We start from the raw sequence: 17,906 nt of genomic DNA on the forward strand, positions 1-17,906 counted from the left end.
TCAGCGACAACGCAGGCATCATGCCTAAATTCGGAATCTAAAATTATGTGTGGAATTGTTGGCGCAGTTGCGCAGCGTGATATTGCTGAAATCCTTCTCGAAGGTTTACGTCGTCTGGAATACCGTGGCTACGACTCTGCCGGTCTGGCAGTGGTGGATGCAGAAGGTCATATGACCCGTCTGCGTCGTCTCGGTAAAGTGCAAATGCTGGCTCAGGCCGCGGAAGAGCATCCGCTGCACGGTGGTACCGGTATTGCGCATACCCGCTGGGCGACGCACGGCGAACCTTCAGAAGGCAACGCTCACCCGCATGTGTCTGAACACATCGTGGTCGTGCACAACGGCATTATCGAAAACCACGAACCGCTGCGCGAAGAACTGAAAGCGCGCGGCTACACCTTCGTCTCTGAAACTGACACCGAAGTGATTGCTCACCTGGTGCACTGGGAGCTGGAGCAGGGCGGCACGCTGCGTGAAGCGGTACTGCGCGCCATTCCTCAGCTGCGCGGTGCGTACGGTACGGTGATCATGGATTCCCGCGATCCGTCCACGCTGCTGGCTGCGCGTTCCGGTAGCCCGATGGTTATCGGTCTGGGCATGGGTGAAAACTTTATCGCCTCCGATCAGCTGGCGCTCCTGCCGGTTACCCGTCGCTTTATCTTCCTCGAAGAGGGTGATATCGCGGAAGTGACTCGCCGCAGCGTGACCGTATTCGATACCAAGGGCGAGCAGGTGAAACGTCAGGAGATCGAATCTAATCTGCAGTACGACGCGGGCGACAAAGGCGCGTACCGTCACTACATGCAGAAAGAGATTTACGAGCAGCCAAACGCCATCAAAAACACCCTGACCGGGCGCATCAGCCACGGTGAAGTGGATCTGAGCGAGCTGGGCGCAAACGCTAACGAACTGCTCGGCAAGGTTGAGCATATTCAGATCGTGGCCTGCGGCACCTCCTACAACTCCGGTATGGTCTCTCGCTACTGGTTTGAATCCCTGGCGGGCGTGCCGTGCGATGTGGAAATCGCGTCTGAATTCCGCTATCGCAAATCCGCGGTGCGTCGTAACAGCCTGATGATCACCCTTTCCCAGTCTGGCGAAACGGCGGACACGCTGGCCGCGCTGCGTCTCTCTAAAGAGCTGGGTTACCTGGGCTCGCTGGCCATCTGTAACGTCCCCGGCTCCTCGCTGGTGCGTGAATCCGATCTGGCGCTGATGACCAACGCGGGTACCGAAATCGGCGTGGCCTCCACGAAAGCCTTTACCACTCAGCTGACCGTTTTGCTGATGCTGGTGGCGAAGCTGGCGCGTCTGAAAGGCGAAGATGCTTCCGTTGAGCACGACATCGTTCACGGTCTCCAGGCGCTGCCGAGCCGTATTGAGCAGATGCTGTCTCAGGACAAACGCATTGAAGCCCTGGCGGAAGATTTCTCTGACAAACATCACGCGCTGTTCCTGGGGCGTGGCGATCAGTACCCTATTGCGCTGGAAGGCGCGCTGAAGCTGAAAGAGATCTCCTACATCCACGCTGAAGCCTACGCGGCAGGCGAGCTGAAACACGGCCCGCTGGCGCTGATTGATGCGGATATGCCGGTTATCGTTGTGGCACCTAACAACGAACTGCTGGAAAAACTGAAATCCAACATCGAAGAAGTACGCGCCCGCGGCGGTGTACTGTACGTCTTTGCCGACAAGGATGCTGGTTTTGTCAGCAATGACAATATGCACATCATCGAGATGCCGCATGTAGAAGAGGTGATTGCGCCGATCTTCTACACCGTTCCGCTGCAGCTGCTGGCTTATCACGTGGCGCTGATCAAAGGCACCGACGTTGACCAGCCGCGTAACCTGGCGAAATCGGTAACGGTGGAATAATAGTCCGCTTATTTTCCTTAAAGCCTTAGCACTATGCTAAGGCTTTTTTATTTCCTCATAAATATAATCTGAAAAATAAAACCTGCTTTTTCTTCTCGTACACATTTGTTGTAAAGTTTAAATACATACGAAATAATATTAAATCAGGCCGAGTGTTTTATTTGTTTATTCTATTATTCCTCCTTAAATAATAACTCCTTTAATAATATAATTTTATTTCTTGCTGAATTTAATTTTATTTGTATTATGTCGCCTGAACGCAAGTTCCATGATTTATTTAAATCATGAATGTAATGGATGGATTTATTAATTTAATGGCGGAGTACTATGAAACGTAATATTTTTACAGGGATTTTGGCGCTTTCTTCACTGTTTTTAGCTAATCAGGTTATCGCATCTGACGGTATTGTACACTTCCGTGGCGAAGTGGTGGATACCACATGTGAAGTCACTTCAGATACGGCTGGACAGACGGTGAATATCGGTAAGGTGGGTAAAACCGCTTTCACGGGTATTGACTCTACGGCATCGGTAAAAGATTTTCATATCCGACTGGATAAATGCCCAACCACATACACTCAGGCTGCCGTTCGCTTTGATGGTACGGAAGATAAGGACACTATCGGCAAGGGCTATCTTGCCATCGGTACGCCTGTCGCGGGTGAAACGGGGACCGACGGTACCTTCACCGGCGGGGATACCGCTGTCGCAGCAACGGGTGTGGCGATTAAATTGTACAACCTGAAAGACGATACCGCCGTCCCGCTGTACGGCAATTCTGCTTATAGCCCCATCACCGCAGGCAAAGCCGATTTAGGGTTTAAAGCGAAATATGTGCAGACCCTGGCTACGGTCACGCCGGGTACGGCTAACGCTGATTCTCAATTTACTATTGAATATTTGAAATAATATCACCCCGCACACTCTGTTGAGCCTGATGGTTGCCCTTTTTCTGCCAGGCTCTTTATATAAAGGATTATTTCGTGATAAGAGTGTTATTCGGCGTACTCATGACGCTGTGGCTGGTCTTTTTTTCATGTTTTTCAACCGCGGGCATCATTATTGGTGGAACGCGTATTATATATTCCAGTGATAAATCCGATGCGACCATTTCGGTTCGTAACAATGATAATACGCTGCCCTATTTGATTCAGACATGGGTTGATCCCTTCGAAAGTCGCGATCGCGCTACACCACCTTTTACCGTTATTCCTCCGGTTTCCCGGCTTGAGCCGCAGCAGGAAAAAATTCTGCGGATTATGAAAGTTAAAGGGGCACTGCCTGACGATCGCGAATCCGTCTTTTGGCTGAACGTAAAAAATATTCCGCCTTCGGGCAACAGCCCAAACCAGCTGGAAATCGCCATCAAAACGCGCATCAAACTCTTCTGGCGTCCGGCTGCGCTCAAGGTCACCCCGGAAGCCGCCGCGCCGAAAGTCACCTGGCATACCGAAGGCGGTTTTTTGGTTGTGCATAATCCCAACGCCATTCACGTCAACGTGATGAATGTGACGGTCGACGGGAAGGATGTGCCTTTGAATATTATCCGCCCGTTTGAAACCCTGCGTCTTCCGCTGCCTGCGGGAACGTCCGGTCATAACATGGTCTGGCGCTACGTCAATGACTACGGCGGCATCAGTAACGCTATTGCGCTTACCCTCTGATCATCGGGATATCCTGGCAAATGGCCTCCTCACCGCTCATAAAATTCCTGATGATCTCAGGGATATTCTTTTCTGCTGCGAAAATGTCTGCGGCAAAGGATCTGTTTAATCCCGCCTTGCTGGAGATCGATCGTCCCGTTGATGTGGACATCAGCCAGTTCAACCGGGCAAACAGCCTGCCTGCCGGGGATTACAAGGTCGATATTTTTGTTAACGGTAAGCGTATTGAACAACGCGTCGTGACGTTTGTTCAGGATAATGCAGAGGCGGAAATCACCCCCTGTTTTGTGGATGCGAAAAGCGTCCTGGCCTCCTTTGGCGTAAAAGTTGAAGCGGTAAAGGCGCTGGCAGAGATCGACGAGAAGCAGTGTATCCGTCCTGCGGCGGTGATAGAGGGGGCGACCTCGACGTTTAATACGGATGAGCTGGCCCTCAATCTGACCATCCCGCAGATTTATATTGATGCCGCTGCCCATGATGCGATAAGCCCTTCCCGCTGGGATGAAGGCATTAACGCATTGATGGTGAATTATGATTTTTCAGGCTCTGAAACGCTTCGCGACGATGACGGTGATGACGAGGCGTTTTACTACCTCAACCTGCGCAACGGGATAAACGTGGGGGCATGGCGCCTTCGCAACTACAGCATCCTCAATATCAGCAACGGGCAGTCAGCCTATGACACTATAAGCACCTACGCCGAGCGGAATATTGCCGCGCTTCGTAGCCAGGTGATGATTGGAGATACGTTTACCGCCAGCGATGTGTTTGACAGCACGCAGCTTCGCGGCGTGCGGCTCTATACTGATAACGACATGCTTCCCGCCAGCCAGAACGGGTTTGCTCCGGTGGTTCGCGGCGTGGCAAAAAGTAACGCCACCGTCATCGTCAGGCAGAATGGGTATGTCATTTATCAGTCCGCAGTTCCGCCGGGCGCCTTTTCGCTGACCGATCTCAATACTACCCACTCAGGCGGTGATCTGGATGTCACCATCAAAGAAGAGGACGGCAGCGAACAACGCTTCACGCAGCCCTATGCGTCGTTAGCCATACTGAAGCGCGAGGGACAGACCGATGTGGATATCAGCGCTGGTGAGTTGCGCGACCAACAATCTTTCACACCGGAGGTGTTTCAGGCTCAGCTGCTGCGCGGTATGCCGTGGGGATTAACGCTGTACGGCGGCATGCAGCTGGCGCAGGATTATCGCGCCGCTGCGCTCGGAGTCGGCAAGGATATGGGGTCGCTGGGCGCGCTCTCCTTTGACGCCACTCACGCAGCCGCCTGGTTCGACGAGAACGACAATGAACAGGGGCAGTCTTATCGTTTCCTCTATTCAAAACGCTTTGATGATACCGACACGACGCTCCGGCTGGTGGGTTATCGGTACTCGACGGAAGGGTACTACACGCTGAATGAGTGGGCTTCACGCCAGAATAACCAAAGCGATTTCTGGGTAACCGGTAACCGGCGCAGCAGGCTGGAAGGTACGTGGACCCAAACCTTCGGCGAAGGTATGGGCAACCTCTATCTGACGTTGAGCCGCCAGCAGTACTGGAAGACGGACGTTGTCGAACGACTGGTGCAATTCGGCTACAGCAACAGCTGGCATTCTATCTCCTGGAACCTCTCCTGGAACTATTCGGATTCTGCCACCACTTCCAGCGGCCGCCAGGATGCCGATAGCACCTCATCAGAAAGCGAGCAGATCTTCATGTTTTCCGTATCGGTTCCGCTATCGGGCTGGCTCAGCAACAGCTACGTCTCGTATAGCGCGACGCAAAATAACCACGGTAAAGGGATGCATCAGATAGGCGTAAACGGTACGGCGCTTGAAGGACATAACCTCTCTTATAACATTCAGCAATCCTGGGATGCTGATGAACGAGAGAGCAACGGCAGTGCAGGACTTGGGTATGACGGAACATACGGATCGGTGAATGCCAGCTATGACTATAGCCGGGAATCAGAGCGCCTTAACTATGGTGTGAAAGGCGGCATTCTGGCACACAGCGAAGGGATCACTTTTTCCCAGGAGCTGGGTGAGACCGTCGCGCTGATTAAAGCCCCCGGAGCCGCCGGTCTTGAGCTGGAAAACGCTGGTGGCATCGCCACTGACTGGCGGGGCTTTACTGTCCAGACGCAGCTCAACCCCTACGATGAAAACCGTGTCGCTTTCGACAGCGATTACTTCGCCAAAGCCAACGTCGAACTTGATAACAGCGTCCTTACCCTGGTGCCCACTCGTGGCGCCGTGGTGAAGGCTGAATTTGTTACGCACGTTGGCTATCGCATCTTGTTTAACGTTCGTCAGGCGAATGGACAACCCGTCCCCTTTGGCACGATGGCGTCCGCGGAGCTTGAGTCCGGCAGCGTGACCGGCATTGTCGGGGATAACGGCGATGTCTACCTTTCCGGCATGCCGGAAGAAGGTACGTTTTTACTGAACTGGGGAAAGGGAAATGCCAGTCGCTGCACGGTGAATTACCACATCAACAAGCCGACAGGTGTCGAGCTGGTTCAGACAACGGCAGTTTGCCAACAGGGATAGCGCAATGAAATTCGGTTCGAAAAGGCTGTTTGTTGTAATGACGCTTTTATTCAGTACATGGAGCAAGGCTGCGCTTGCGGGGGATGGGATCTGCCATGCAGTAGGTGGAACCTATCTCTACAATCTGAATGTGAATAATCAGCAAATACCGGCTGACAAAAATAAAGCAGGTATGGAGATAAGAGATCTGGAGACCTTAACGTCCCCCACGACCTATAAAGTTGAATGTAATTGCCTGACGCGCTATAGCACCACCTTTCGGGAGATTTACTATACGGCCACTTCGCCTCTGAACGCAGATACGACGAGTAACGGTTATACCTACTATAGACTGAATGACAACTTGAGTATTGCCACCTCGATTCATGTATTGGGACGTAACTTTCTCCCGGTTCCCTTTTCTGCGGAGCAAAACCGCGTAATCTCAGGCATGTATTGCGCAGCGAACGGAGTAGAAGGCGACCAGGCGACGCTGGATACCGGATCGGAGATCAAGCTGTCGTTTCTGGTTAACAAACCTTTTATCGGCAAAGTGACGGTACCGGGCACCATCGTCGCGGATCTGTACGGCGGAATAGACGAGCAATCCTCTTTAGCAAGTACCGACAAGCTGGCCGAAATTCGTATTTCGGGTGATATCGTCGCGCCGCAAAACTGTGAGATTGCGGCGGGGCAGTCGCTGGAAATCGATTTTGGTAAAATCCCTGCCACGGCGTTTTCTGCGGTGCAGGGCACGCCCGTTTCCAGCCACAAGGTGACAAAAACCATCCTCGTCCAGTGCACCGGAATAAGGGATGAAAATATCGTCTACTCCTCATTTCATGCCGATCCGGTTGACTCCAGCGCCACAATAATGAAAGTGAACGGTAATGATGATGTCGGGATTGTCATTTATGACAAGGCCGACCGCGTGGTGACTGTGAACGGCGGCAGCATGAGTATGGACAGGGGGCCGAACAATCAGGGGGCAGAAACCAACTCGCTGACGTTTTCCGCGGCGCCAGCCAGTGCGACAGGCGCTCAGCCCAGGCCGGGGACCTTTGACGCCTACGCCACCATCACGCTGGAGATCGCCAACTGAGTAAACACAGGGGCGAAATGTTTCCGCCCCTGTTACATATTACAGTCATTGTCATTTTTTCCATTCTGAACCACACTTCCTTTCATAACGCTGCATTGCGCAAAATAAAATCATGTTTTTATTCATGAGGTTAACGTGCATGCATGCATTGTCATAAAACTGTCATAATTCGTACATTTATCTGTCACCTGTTTGTCCTATTTTGCTCATCGTAGCCACTTAAACAATGATTTACGAAATCCTTGCAGGAGACATTATGAAAGTTATGCGTACCACTGTCGCAACTGTTGTCGCCGCGACCTTATCTCTGAGCGCTTTCTCTGCTTTTGCAGCAGCAAGCCTGACTGGCGCTGGTGCAACCTTCCCTGCGCCGGTGTATGCCAAATGGGCGGATACCTACCAGAAAGAAACCGGTAACAAGGTTAACTATCAGGGTATCGGCTCCTCCGGTGGCGTAAAACAAATTACCGCGAATACCGTTGATTTCGGCGCATCCGACGCTCCGCTGTCTGATGAAAAACTGAATCAGGAAGGCCTGTTCCAGTTCCCGACCGTGATCGGCGGCGTTGTGCTGGCCGTTAACATCCCTGGCCTGAAATCAGGCGAGCTGGTGCTGGACGGCAAAACCCTGGGCGACATCTACCTGGGCAAAATCAAAAAATGGGATGACGAAGCCATCACTAAGCTGAACCCTGGCGTTAAGCTGCCTTCGCAGAACATCGCTGTGGTTCGCCGCGCTGACGGCTCTGGTACCTCCTTCGTGTTCACCAGCTACCTGGCAAAAGTGAACGAAGAGTGGAAATCGAAAGTCGGCTCCGGCTCTACCGTTAACTGGCCAACCGGTCTGGGCGGTAAAGGTAACGACGGCATCGCTGCCTTCGTACAGCGTCTGCCTGGCTCTATCGGTTACGTAGAATACGCTTACGCTAAGCAGAACAACCTGGCTTACACCAAACTGGTTTCTGCTGACGGCAAACCGGTTAGCCCAACTGAAGAGAACTTCGCTAACGCAGCGAAAGGCGCTGACTGGAGCAAATCCTTCGCACAGGATCTGACTAACCAGAAAGGCGACAACGCGTGGCCAATCACTTCTACAACGTTCATTCTGATTCACAAAGATCAGAAGAAACCAGAGCAAGGTACTGAAGTGCTGAAGTTCTTTGACTGGGCATACAAAAACGGCGGCAAACAGGCTAACGACCTGGATTACGCCAGCCTGCCAGACAGCGTGGTTGAGCAGATTCGTGCTGCATGGAAAACCAACGTGAAAGACAGCAGCGGTAAGGCATTGTATTAATTTAGCATTCTGACGAAAATGGCGGGTGGCGCTTGCGCTTACCCGCCGATTTCGTAAACGCGTTTAACAGAAGAGTGATTTATGGCTGCAACCAAGCCTGCATTTAACCCTCCGGGTAAAAAAGGTGACATGATTTTCGGCGCGCTGGTCAAACTGGCTGCGCTGATTGTGCTATTGCTGCTGGGCGGCATTATCGTGTCTCTGATTTTCTCCTCCTGGCCGAGCATTCAGAAATTCGGTTTCTCCTTCCTGTGGACCAAAGAGTGGGACGCGCCGAACGATATCTACGGTGCGCTGGTGCCGATTTACGGTACGCTGGTGACCTCGTTCATCGCCCTGCTGATTGCGGTTCCGGTAAGCTTCGGTATTGCGCTGTTCCTGACGGAGCTGGCGCCGGGCTGGCTGCGTCGCCCGCTGGGTATTGCCATCGAACTGCTGGCGGCCATCCCAAGTATCGTATACGGCATGTGGGGCCTGTTTATCTTTGCGCCGCTGTTTGCCACGTACTTCCAGGAGCCGGTAGGTAATGTTCTCTCCGCTGTTCCGTTTGTGGGAGCCCTGTTCTCTGGCCCGGCATTCGGTATCGGTATTCTGGCGGCAGGTGTGATCCTCGCCATCATGATTATTCCGTACATTGCGGCGGTAATGCGCGATGTCTTCGAACAAACCCCGGTGATGATGAAAGAGTCGGCCTACGGCATCGGCTGTACCACCTGGGAAGTTATCTGGCGCATTGTCCTTCCGTTCACCAAAAATGGGGTGATCGGCGGCGTAATGCTGGGCTTAGGTCGCGCGCTGGGTGAAACTATGGCGGTCACCTTTATCATCGGTAACACCTACCAGCTCGACAGCGTCTCGCTCTATATGCCGGGTAACAGTATTACCTCCGCGCTGGCAAACGAATTTGCCGAAGCGGAATCCGGGCTTCACGTCGCAGCGCTGATGGAACTAGGTCTGATTCTGTTCGTTATCACCTTCATTGTTCTGGCGATTTCCAAGCTGATGATCCTGCGTCTCGCGAAAAATGAGGGGGCACGCTGATGGCAACTCTCGAAATGCAAAGCACCGCTCAGCTTGCCGAATCCCGCCGCAAAATGCAGGCGAAGCGTCGTTTTAAAAACCGCATTGCGCTGACGCTTTCCATGGCAACGATGGCATTCGGCCTGTTCTGGCTGATCTGGATCCTGATGTCCACCATCACCCGTGGTATTGATGGAATGTCTCTGGCGCTGTTCACCGAGATGACGCCGCCGCCAAATACGGCAGGTGGTGGTCTGGCGAACGCCCTGGCGGGCAGCGGCCTGCTGATCCTGTGGGCGACCGTTTTCGGTACGCCGCTGGGCATCATGGCCGGCATCTACCTGGCCGAGTACGGGCGTAAATCCTGGCTGGCAGAGGTGATTCGCTTCATTAACGACATCCTGCTTTCCGCTCCGTCGATTGTCGTGGGCCTGTTTGTTTACACCATTGTAGTCGCGCAAATGGAACACTTCTCCGGCTGGGCAGGCGTAATTGCGCTGGCGCTGCTGCAGGTGCCTATCGTCATTCGTACCACCGAAAACATGCTGAAACTGGTGCCGGATAGCCTGCGTGAAGCAGCTTACGCGCTGGGTACGCCGAAATGGAAAATGATTTCTGCGATCACCCTCAAAGCGTCGGTCTCCGGGATCATGACCGGTATCCTGCTGGCTATCGCCCGTATTGCTGGTGAAACGGCACCGCTGCTGTTTACTGCCCTCTCCAACCAGTTCTGGAGCACGGACATGATGCAGCCGATCGCCAACCTGCCGGTGACGATCTTTAAATTTGCGATGAGCCCATTCGCGGAATGGCAGCAGCTGGCCTGGGCCGGGGTGCTGATCATCACCCTTTGCGTACTGTTGCTGAACATTCTGGCGCGCGTCATTTTCGCGAAGAAGAAACACGGTTAATTTTTTACGGCGCGGCAGCTCGCGGCGTCGAATGAGGAAATGAGTCAATGAGTATGGTTGATACTGCCCCGGGTAAGATTCAGGTTCGTGATTTGAACTTCTACTACGGCAAATTCCATGCCCTGAAGAACATCAACCTGGATATCGCGAAGAACCAGGTCACGGCATTCATCGGTCCGTCTGGCTGTGGCAAGTCCACGCTGCTGCGTACCTTTAACAAAATGTATTCGCTCTATCCGGAGCAGCGCGCTGAAGGTGAAATTATCCTGGATGGCGAAAACATTCTGACCCAAGCCCAGGATATCGCCCTGCTGCGTGCCAAAGTGGGCATGGTGTTCCAGAAACCGACGCCGTTCCCGATGTCCATCTATGACAACATCGCGTTTGGCGTTCGCCTGTTTGAGAAGCTCTCCCGGGCGGACATGGACGAGCGCGTGCAGTGGGCATTGACCAAGGCCGCATTATGGAACGAAACCAAAGATAAACTTCATCAGAGCGGGTACTCTCTCTCCGGTGGTCAACAGCAGCGTCTGTGCATTGCGCGCGGTATCGCCATTCGCCCGGAAGTGTTGCTGCTGGATGAACCATGTTCAGCGCTGGACCCGATCTCAACCGGCCGTATTGAAGAGCTGATCACCGAGCTGAAGCAGGATTACACCGTGGTTATCGTGACCCACAACATGCAGCAGGCTGCGCGTTGCTCAGATCACACGGCGTTTATGTACCTGGGCGAGTTGATTGAGTTCAGCGATACGGACGCGCTGTTCACCCGGCCCGCGAAGAAACAAACCGAAGATTATATTACTGGCCGCTACGGTTGATTTGCCTTAGTGCATGTGGAGAAACCATGGACAACCTCAATCTTAATAAACACATTTCAGGCCAGTTCAACGCAGAGCTGGAAAGTATTCGCACGCAGGTGATGACCATGGGTGGCATGGTCGAGCAGCAGCTTTCTGATGCGATTACGGCAATGCATAACCAGGACAGCGAGCTGGCGAAGCGCGTCATCGAAGGCGACCATAACGTCAACATGATGGAAGTGGCGATCGACGAAGCCTGCGTGCGTATTATCGCCAAGCGTCAGCCGACCGCGAGCGACCTGCGTCTGGTAATGGCGATCATTAAAACCATCGCCGAGCTGGAACGTATTGGTGACGTGGCGGATAAAATCTGCCGCACCGCGCTGGAGAAGTTTTCCCAGCAGCATCAGCCGCTGCTGGTGAGCCTGGAGTCGCTGGGCCGCCACACTGTGCAGATGCTGCACGACGTGCTGGATGCCTTTGCGCGTATGGATCTGGACGAAGCGGTGCGTATCTACCGTGAAGACAAGAAAGTCGACCAGGAGTATGAAGGCATTGTGCGTCAGCTGATGACCTACATGATGGAAGATTCCCGTACCATCCCAAGCGTGCTGACGGCCCTGTTCTGCGCGCGCTCTATCGAGCGTATCGGCGACCGCTGCCAGAACATTTGCGAATATATTTTCTACTTCGTGAAGGGTCAGGACTTCCGTCACGTGGGCGGCGACGAGCTGGACAAGCTGCTGGCGGGTAAAGATCCGAAAGAGTGATGGTTGTGGCGGGTGGCGCTGGCGCTTACCCGCCCTACGTTAGCTTAACGCGTAATATCCCACCCGCGTGCCTTCCACAACTCTGGCAATTGCGCCAGATCGGTAAAGGTCGTCACTTTTGGATGATCGATCGGCTTGTTGTGCGGATCGGCACAGAAGTAAAACACCTCCATCCCCGCATCAATCCCCGACTGGGTGCCCGCAGGCGAGTCATCCACCAGAATGCAGTTCTCCACGTTGACGTTCATCGCTTTCGCCGCGTGGAACATCAGCGCCGGATCGGGCTTCCAGCGCTGGATATCGTAGCCGCTGAACAGTTTTTCCGGAAAGTGGTGCAGCATTTCAAGCTTGCCCAGTGAATGCTGCATTTTGCTGACCGGACCGTTGGAAACTACGCAGATTGGCACCGTCATCGCATCCAGCAGCGCGTTAGCCCCGGCAATAACTTCCAGTTCTGAGTCAAAGAGGCGTGCGACCTCGGCGCGGTACACCGGTTCCAGCTCCGCTTTCGCCAGATCCACCCCGTGCTCTTCGTTAATGATGTCGATGATCTCGTACAGCTTCACGCCCTTAAAGCGTTTGAACACCTCTTCGAGATCGAGCGTAATGCCAAATTCCTGGAACATGGCGACATACGCGCGGGAACAAATGACCTCACTGTCGACCAGCGTACCGTCACAGTCGAAAAATACCGCTTCAATTCCGGACATGCCCTTCCCTTTTAACAAGTTTAACGTTTACGTACGACACATTTACGAGACGCAATCGTTGCCGTATAAGCATAATCAATGAAAAAAGTATCCCGTAACCGCCACTATTGTCGCATTTTGGTATAGGATAGCGACGAATTTTCCCTCCTTGTTCGGAAATTGATGATGAGTCAACAACACACAACCCAGACATCTGGTCAGGGTCTGCTTGAGCGCGTATTCAAACTGCGCGAGCACGGCACAACGGCACGCACCGAAGTGATCGCCGGTTTCACCACCTTCCTGACGATGGTCTATATCGTTTTTGTGAACCCGCAAATTCTGGGCGTGGCTGGCATGGACACCAGCGCCGTCTTTGTTACCACCTGTCTGATCGCGGCCCTTGGCAGCATCCTGATGGGCGTTTTCGCTAACCTGCCCGTGGCGCTGGCACCCGCTATGGGCCTGAATGCGTTCTTCGCGTTCGTGGTGGTTCAGGCGATGGGCCTGCCGTGGCAGGTTGGTATGGGCGCTATCTTCTGGGGTGCGGTCGGCCTGCTGCTGCTGACCATCTTCCGCGTCCGCTACTGGATGATTGCCAATATCCCGGTGAGCCTGCGCGTGGGTATCACCAGCGGTATCGGTCTGTTCATCGGCATGATGGGTCTGAAAAACGCCGGTGTGATCGTGGCGAACCCGGAAACGCTGGTGAGCATCGGTAACCTGACCTCGCACAGTGTGCTGCTGGGCGTGCTGGGCTTCTTCATCATCGCGATCCTGGCGTCGCGCAACATCCACGCTGCGGTGCTGGTTTCTATCATTGTGACGACGCTTCTGGGCTGGATGCTTGGCGACGTTCACTACAAGGGAATCGTCTCGGCGCCACCGAGCGTCTCTACCGTTGTTGGTCACGTTGACCTGGCGGGTTCCCTGAACCTGGGCCTGGCGGGCGTGATCTTCTCCTTCATGCTGGTCAACCTGTTTGACTCCTCCGGTACGCTGATCGGCGTGACGGACAAAGCGGGTCTGGCTGACGAGAAAGGCAAATTCCCGCGCATGAAGCAGGCGCTGTATGTGGACAGCATCTCGTCCGTCGCCGGCTCTTTCATCGGCACCTCGTCTGTTACCGCTTACATTGAATCCTCTTCCGGCGTGTCCGTGGGTGGCCGTACCGGCCTGACGGCGGTGGTGGTGGGTATCCTGTTCCTGCTGGTGATCTTCCTCTCTCCGCTGGCGGGTATGGTTCCACCGTATGCGGCTGCCGGCGCGCTGATTTACGTGGGCGTGCTGATGACGTCGAGCCTGGCGCGCGTGAAGTGGGAAGATTTAACCGAAGCGGTGCCGGCCTTTATTACCGCCGTGATGATGCCGTTCAGCTTCTCGATCACCGAAGGTATCGCGCTGGGCTTTATCTCTTACTGCGTAATGAAGATCGGTACCGGCCGCTTCCGCGAACTCAGCCCGTGCGTGATTATCGTTGCGCTGCTGTTTGTGTTGAAGATTGTATTTATTGACGCCAAATAAACAGTAAGCCCTTTTCTTCGAAAAGGGCTTTAGTGTTTGTTCCCTCTCCCCGTGGGAGCGGGTCAGGGTGAGGGCATCAGGCCGCAATTATCTTACGCCTTCACCCGCTTAATATAATCCCCAAACGCGGTCAGCTGGCCAGAGAGATGGTCACGCGTGCTCTGATCCACCACTTCACCCGTCTGCGGGTCGACCTTGTTTTGAATCACACCGCCCATAAATTCCGGCTTGTTCATCACCATCGCATCCAGGAACACCAGGATCTGACGCAGGTGATACTGGCAGCGTGCGCCACCAATCGCGCCCATTGAGCTGGTCTGGATCAGCACCGGTTTGCCAGACAGCGGCTGCTCCGGTAAACGGGATAACCAGTCAATCGCGTTCTTCAGGCCACCCGGAACCGAGTAGTTATACTCCGGCGTGACAATGACCACACCGTCGGCCTGGCGGATCTGCTCGGCTATCGCCTCCACGCTCTGCGGGAACCCCTCTTCCTGCTGGACATCTGCATCATACAGCGGGATATCGCCAATAGATGGCAGGGCGCTAATTTCCATACCTGCCGGGGCCAGCTGCGGCAGCGTGCGGGCAACCATTCCGTTAAATGAACCTTTGCGCAGGCTTCCCAGTAACGTAACTACTTTCAACGTATCAGACATGATTACTCCTGTTTCATCATGATGACCCTGATTGGATCAGCTATGGGTAAATGCTTTTTCTGCCGGTAAACTGGTTAAACGCATCAGACGCGCGGCGGGCTCGTTGGCGCGCTCGGGCACATCAGGAAGGCTACGCCATCCCTGTTGGCTGTCAAATTCCCAGATTTTCATGCGTTCGATGGCCGGGGTGACGGCAATGGACCAGATCAACACGTCCTCAGCATCGCTGAGCGCTTCAACCAGCGTGGCTCTCGTGGCGCGCAGGCGTCCTGATCCTGGCAGCAGTTGCAACAGACTGGCATCGTCAGACGCACATCCACAGAGCTTACGAATGCTCTGACGCAGGGTAATGAGTTGGGCTCTGGCTTCAACAGGATCGTTTTGATTGCGTACCCACAGCTTTTCATTGCTGGAGAGCGGGTAGTCGTTATGCGCGTTAGCACCGTGGAAGCTCCGCGTAGCACGCTGAAGCTCCATATCCAGCCCGCAATCCCCTTCGGTGGTCAGCGCCACGCCAATGATATTGCCCGTATAGGCAATGGAAAAACGGGGGAGTTCCGGGTCAGCAAAGACCGGGCGGCCTTCTGGTTGTGTGACGATCTCCGGCAGTTCGCTGGTGCCGTACAGCATAAACAGCAGTTCTGCGAGAAGTGCTCTCGAGGCTAAAAACCGCGTCCTGCGGTGTTCGGGGAGTTTGAGCGCCTCACTGTGACAGGCTGAAGAGAGTCTGGCCGATACGAGACGTCCTTCTGTAAGTATCCCTCTTGCAAAGTGCGTTGCCATTTTTCGCTCCTTGATAATGGTCGTAATCGGTTAAACGGTTACATGATTATCGCTTAACTTGGCTCCTGTTTTAATCAGTAAATCGGAGTAAGAGAAGCCTGAAGGCCGAACTTTACATTTTCTTAGGCAAAAATTGGATCGCTGCCACCGTACAACGCCTTGATGGTCTCCCGCAGCCAGAGGATTTTCGGATTATGGCTGTTCCGTTTATGCCAGATCAGCGTGAAGGGAACGGTCAGCTTTTCAGCCTGCGCTTCGTCAATGGGAATAGGAAGCGCGATCAGCTTCCGCTGGTGGAGTTCATTGTAGTGGCGGCAGTAGTGGGGAGCCGTGGCGATATAGTTATGGCCGGGCTGCGCCGCCATAAACATCGACTGCTCAAAGCCCGGCAAACACATGGCAATGTTTCTCTCCCGCCCCATCTCTTTTAGCACCTCATCCAGCGCCCAGGTGTCGCTCCGTTCCCAGAAGATACTGATATGGGGATAGCGCAGGAAGGTCTCCAGATTCCACTCCTCCTGCAGAGCGGGGTGGTCCTCACGCAAATAGACGTATGGACGGTCGCTAAACAGGATTTCGTAGTCGATAAACCACGGCATCAGTTTCAGCAGTTCACGCGAGCGCGGGTGGGTTTCGCGACCGGTGAAGCCAACGTCCACTTCCCCGCGCGTAATGGCGTCCAGCGAGTCGTAATCCCAGTGACGCACCTTCACCGTCGCCTGCGGATAACGCTGGTTCACCTGCTCAAGCAGGGCGTTAAAGCGGATGAGCATCAGCGGCGTTTCGGCGGCCAGCACAAACGTCAGCCCGCCAGGCGAATCATGGTGAGATTTATCGAGGATCTGGTTGCCAATCTGCATCCAGTCGGCCAAATCCTGCTCCAGGCTGACCGTCAGCGGCGTAGGTAGCAGCCCTAACGGCGTTTTGACAAACAGAGGGTCGTCAAACCAGTCGCGCAGCCTGGCCAGCGATTTACTCACCGCCGACGGCGTCACGTTCATCCGCTTTGCGGCTTTGGTGACGCTGCGCTCCTGCAGCAAAAGCTGCAGGCAAAGCAACAGGTTAAGATCGAGACTGCTGATGGGCTTCTTCATACTGTGCCGCGGGCTGGATGACCATAAGTAAGGTGATGCAGACTATGCTACAGCCAATCAGAATCCCGATCAGCATATTGAGCGCGTTAAGTCCGATGACTGCCGCCAGCCATATCCACAGAGACGAACCGCAGACCTGCGCGATCCCCAGGACCGAGCTTGCCACGCCTGCCCGCAGCGAGAACGGGCCGAGCGCCTGACTCATCGCCACGCCAAAGCCAACCGAGAACCCGGCACAGATGAGCGTAATGCCCACCAGCATCAGCGCATGCGAGCTGGTGGTTGCCAGGATCGCGCCTGCGGCAAGGAATAAAACCTGTGAGGTCAGCATCAGCGTGCGCTGGCGGAAGAGATTCAGCGCGAAGGGGGTAGAAAATGAGACGGCCATACTGACCATAGCGGTTAATGCCATCACCGTGGAATACTCACCGCGATCGAAACCCATGGTTTCCATCAGCAACACCGGGGAAACGTTTACATACGTCAGGATCACCGCCACGCTTAACGTGGTTACGGCCAGACGGCTGAGGAAAAAGCGATTGAGAAGTTTCTCTGCCGGATGAATGGTTGCGGTATGGCCGGTGTTCTGCGAGCCCGGGTGGGTTTCTTTCAGTACGGCGATCGACAGCACAAAGACCAGGGCGCCCATTGCAGCCATGGTCCAGAACAGGCTCTGCCACGGGAATTTCAGCATGATCAGATAGCCTACAACCGGTGCCAGCACCGGAATGATGCAGGTTATCCCGTTCAGCATGGAGAGCACTTTAGCACGGCGCTGGGCGCTTAAGGTATCGCGCAAAATGGCAAACGCCACCACGTAACAGCCGCCGGCACCAATGCCCTGGATGAACCGTCCTGCCAGGAACAAGGTACTGTTCTGTGCCTGTGAGCAGAGAAGAGAGGCCAGGGCAAAGATGATGGCTCCGGTAATTGCGACGGGCTGACGGCCAGCCTTATCCGCGATCTTCCCGGCAAAGACCATCGACGACGCCATTCCTGCGAGGTAGGCCGAAAACGCGATATGCAGCTGCGCTTCGCTGGCACCCAGATCGCGAGCGATGTGCGGTAATCCCACCAGATACATATCAATACCCGACGGATAAAGCAGAACTAATGCGAAACTACAAAACAGAAAACGCGCCATAAACCCCCCATAGATGCAGGCATGCAGGATAGGGGGTGAAAAG

16 protein-coding genes are annotated in these 17,906 nt (G+C 54.2%); 11 read left to right on the forward strand and 5 right to left on the reverse strand.

The genetic code is table 11. The features are described from left to right. The first annotated feature begins 45 nt into the window (after positions 1-45). The 10 genes from glmS (at position 46) to phoU (ending at position 11,970) form a co-directional block, all read left to right on the forward strand. The gene (gene glmS, locus IM299_RS16925; protein WP_193357840.1) at positions 46-1,875 is read left to right on the forward strand and encodes a glutamine--fructose-6-phosphate transaminase (isomerizing); all 1,830 of its coding nucleotides are present in this window, start codon (positions 46-48) and stop codon (positions 1,873-1,875) included. A gap of 327 nt (positions 1,876-2,202) precedes the next feature. Further along, entirely contained in the window at positions 2,203-2,784 is a 582-nt protein-coding gene (locus IM299_RS16930; RefSeq protein ID WP_047363214.1) for a chaperone-usher fimbrial major subunit, read from the forward strand. Between the two features lie 101 nt (positions 2,785-2,885). Further along, positions 2,886-3,539, forward strand: coding sequence for a fimbrial chaperone (locus tag IM299_RS16935; protein WP_193357868.1), 654 nt, complete (start codon positions 2,886-2,888; stop codon positions 3,537-3,539). A 20-nt stretch (positions 3,540-3,559) separates the two neighbouring features. Then, the gene (locus IM299_RS16940; RefSeq protein WP_193357841.1) at positions 3,560-6,088 is read left to right on the forward strand and encodes a fimbria/pilus outer membrane usher protein; all 2,529 of its coding nucleotides are present in this window, start codon (positions 3,560-3,562) and stop codon (positions 6,086-6,088) included. A gap of 4 nt (positions 6,089-6,092) precedes the next feature. After that, on the forward strand, positions 6,093-7,169 hold the full coding sequence (gene stgD, locus IM299_RS16945) for a fimbrial protein StgD (RefSeq protein WP_227013153.1): 1,077 nt from the start codon (positions 6,093-6,095) through the stop codon (positions 7,167-7,169). A 256-nt stretch (positions 7,170-7,425) separates the two neighbouring features. After that, complete coding sequence (gene pstS / locus IM299_RS16950) at positions 7,426-8,466, forward strand: phosphate ABC transporter substrate-binding protein PstS (RefSeq protein WP_028014923.1); 1,041 nt, start codon at positions 7,426-7,428, stop codon at positions 8,464-8,466. Between the two features lie 81 nt (positions 8,467-8,547). Beyond that, positions 8,548-9,507, forward strand: coding sequence for a phosphate ABC transporter permease PstC (gene pstC, locus IM299_RS16955; protein ID WP_193050934.1), 960 nt, complete (start codon positions 8,548-8,550; stop codon positions 9,505-9,507). After that, a complete protein-coding gene (pstA, locus tag IM299_RS16960) occupies positions 9,507-10,397 on the forward strand; it encodes a phosphate ABC transporter permease PstA (RefSeq protein WP_014881893.1) in 891 nt (296 codons plus the stop codon). The genes pstC and pstA overlap by 1 nt, the downstream gene beginning before the upstream one ends. 47 nt (positions 10,398-10,444) lie before the next feature. Further along, positions 10,445-11,218: a phosphate ABC transporter ATP-binding protein PstB gene (gene pstB / locus IM299_RS16965; RefSeq protein ID WP_010426574.1), complete on the forward strand. Its 774-nt coding sequence runs from the start codon at positions 10,445-10,447 to the stop codon at positions 11,216-11,218. 26 nt (positions 11,219-11,244) lie between these two features. After that, positions 11,245-11,970 carry a phosphate signaling complex protein PhoU gene (phoU, locus tag IM299_RS16970; RefSeq protein ID WP_003861153.1) on the forward strand — a complete coding sequence of 242 codons (726 nt, stop codon included), beginning with the start codon at positions 11,245-11,247 and terminating at the stop codon, positions 11,968-11,970. A gap of 44 nt (positions 11,971-12,014) precedes the next feature. On the opposite strand, the gene yieH is transcribed toward phoU, so the two are convergent. Next, on the reverse strand, positions 12,015-12,680 hold the full coding sequence (gene yieH, locus IM299_RS16975; protein WP_193357842.1) for a 6-phosphogluconate phosphatase: 666 nt from the start codon (positions 12,678-12,680) through the stop codon (positions 12,015-12,017). 165 nt (positions 12,681-12,845) lie between these two features. Between yieH and adeP the strand changes: the two genes are divergently transcribed. Next, a complete protein-coding gene (gene adeP, locus IM299_RS16980; RefSeq protein WP_157846186.1) occupies positions 12,846-14,183 on the forward strand; it encodes an adenine permease AdeP in 1,338 nt (445 codons plus the stop codon). 92 nt (positions 14,184-14,275) lie between these two features. Here the strand turns inward: adeP and IM299_RS16985 are convergent, their stop codons facing one another. From IM299_RS16985 to IM299_RS17000, 4 genes are all read right to left on the reverse strand, one after another. Further along, entirely contained in the window at positions 14,276-14,842 is a 567-nt protein-coding gene (locus tag IM299_RS16985; RefSeq protein WP_003861147.1) for an NADPH-dependent FMN reductase, read from the reverse strand. A 36-nt stretch (positions 14,843-14,878) separates the two neighbouring features. Next, complete coding sequence (locus IM299_RS16990; protein WP_041911737.1) at positions 14,879-15,625, reverse strand: 4'-phosphopantetheinyl transferase superfamily protein; 747 nt, start codon at positions 15,623-15,625, stop codon at positions 14,879-14,881. Between the two features lie 122 nt (positions 15,626-15,747). Then, the gene (gene yidZ / locus IM299_RS16995; RefSeq protein ID WP_061096720.1) at positions 15,748-16,719 is read right to left on the reverse strand and encodes an HTH-type transcriptional regulator YidZ; all 972 of its coding nucleotides are present in this window, start codon (positions 16,717-16,719) and stop codon (positions 15,748-15,750) included. Continuing rightward, positions 16,688-17,863, reverse strand: a complete 1,176-nt coding sequence (locus tag IM299_RS17000) for an MFS transporter (RefSeq protein ID WP_193357843.1) — start codon at positions 17,861-17,863, stop codon at positions 16,688-16,690. The genes yidZ and IM299_RS17000 overlap by 32 nt, the downstream gene beginning before the upstream one ends. Between the last annotated feature and the right edge of the window lie 43 nt (positions 17,864-17,906).

This window comes from Enterobacter cloacae complex sp. P47BA (assembly GCF_014930485.1).
In the GTDB taxonomy this organism is placed as follows: Bacteria; Pseudomonadota; Gammaproteobacteria; order Enterobacterales; family Enterobacteriaceae; genus Enterobacter; species Enterobacter bugandensis.

Bases quoted from the DNA above. Each gene is read 5' to 3' on its own strand.
- glmS (WP_193357840.1), top strand. From the start codon at position 46: ATGTGTGGAATTGTTGGCGCAGTTGCGCAGCGTGATATTGCTGAAATC.
- IM299_RS16990 (WP_041911737.1), bottom strand. From the start codon at position 15,625: ATGGCAACGCACTTTGCAAGAGGGATACTTACAGAAGGACGTCTCGTA.
- pstB (WP_010426574.1), top strand. From the start codon at position 10,445: ATGAGTATGGTTGATACTGCCCCGGGTAAGATTCAGGTTCGTGATTTG.
- pstA (WP_014881893.1), top strand. From the start codon at position 9,507: ATGGCAACTCTCGAAATGCAAAGCACCGCTCAGCTTGCCGAATCCCGC.
- stgD (WP_227013153.1), top strand. From the start codon at position 6,093: ATGAAATTCGGTTCGAAAAGGCTGTTTGTTGTAATGACGCTTTTATTC.
- phoU (WP_003861153.1), top strand. From the start codon at position 11,245: ATGGACAACCTCAATCTTAATAAACACATTTCAGGCCAGTTCAACGCA.
- yieH (WP_193357842.1), bottom strand. From the start codon at position 12,680: ATGTCCGGAATTGAAGCGGTATTTTTCGACTGTGACGGTACGCTGGTC.
- pstC (WP_193050934.1), top strand. From the start codon at position 8,548: ATGGCTGCAACCAAGCCTGCATTTAACCCTCCGGGTAAAAAAGGTGAC.
- IM299_RS16930 (WP_047363214.1), top strand. From the start codon at position 2,203: ATGAAACGTAATATTTTTACAGGGATTTTGGCGCTTTCTTCACTGTTT.
- IM299_RS17000 (WP_193357843.1), bottom strand. From the start codon at position 17,863: ATGGCGCGTTTTCTGTTTTGTAGTTTCGCATTAGTTCTGCTTTATCCG.
- IM299_RS16940 (WP_193357841.1), top strand. From the start codon at position 3,560: ATGGCCTCCTCACCGCTCATAAAATTCCTGATGATCTCAGGGATATTC.
- yidZ (WP_061096720.1), bottom strand. From the start codon at position 16,719: ATGAAGAAGCCCATCAGCAGTCTCGATCTTAACCTGTTGCTTTGCCTG.
- adeP (WP_157846186.1), top strand. From the start codon at position 12,846: ATGAGTCAACAACACACAACCCAGACATCTGGTCAGGGTCTGCTTGAG.
- pstS (WP_028014923.1), top strand. From the start codon at position 7,426: ATGAAAGTTATGCGTACCACTGTCGCAACTGTTGTCGCCGCGACCTTA.
- IM299_RS16985 (WP_003861147.1), bottom strand. From the start codon at position 14,842: ATGTCTGATACGTTGAAAGTAGTTACGTTACTGGGAAGCCTGCGCAAA.
- IM299_RS16935 (WP_193357868.1), top strand. From the start codon at position 2,886: ATGACGCTGTGGCTGGTCTTTTTTTCATGTTTTTCAACCGCGGGCATC.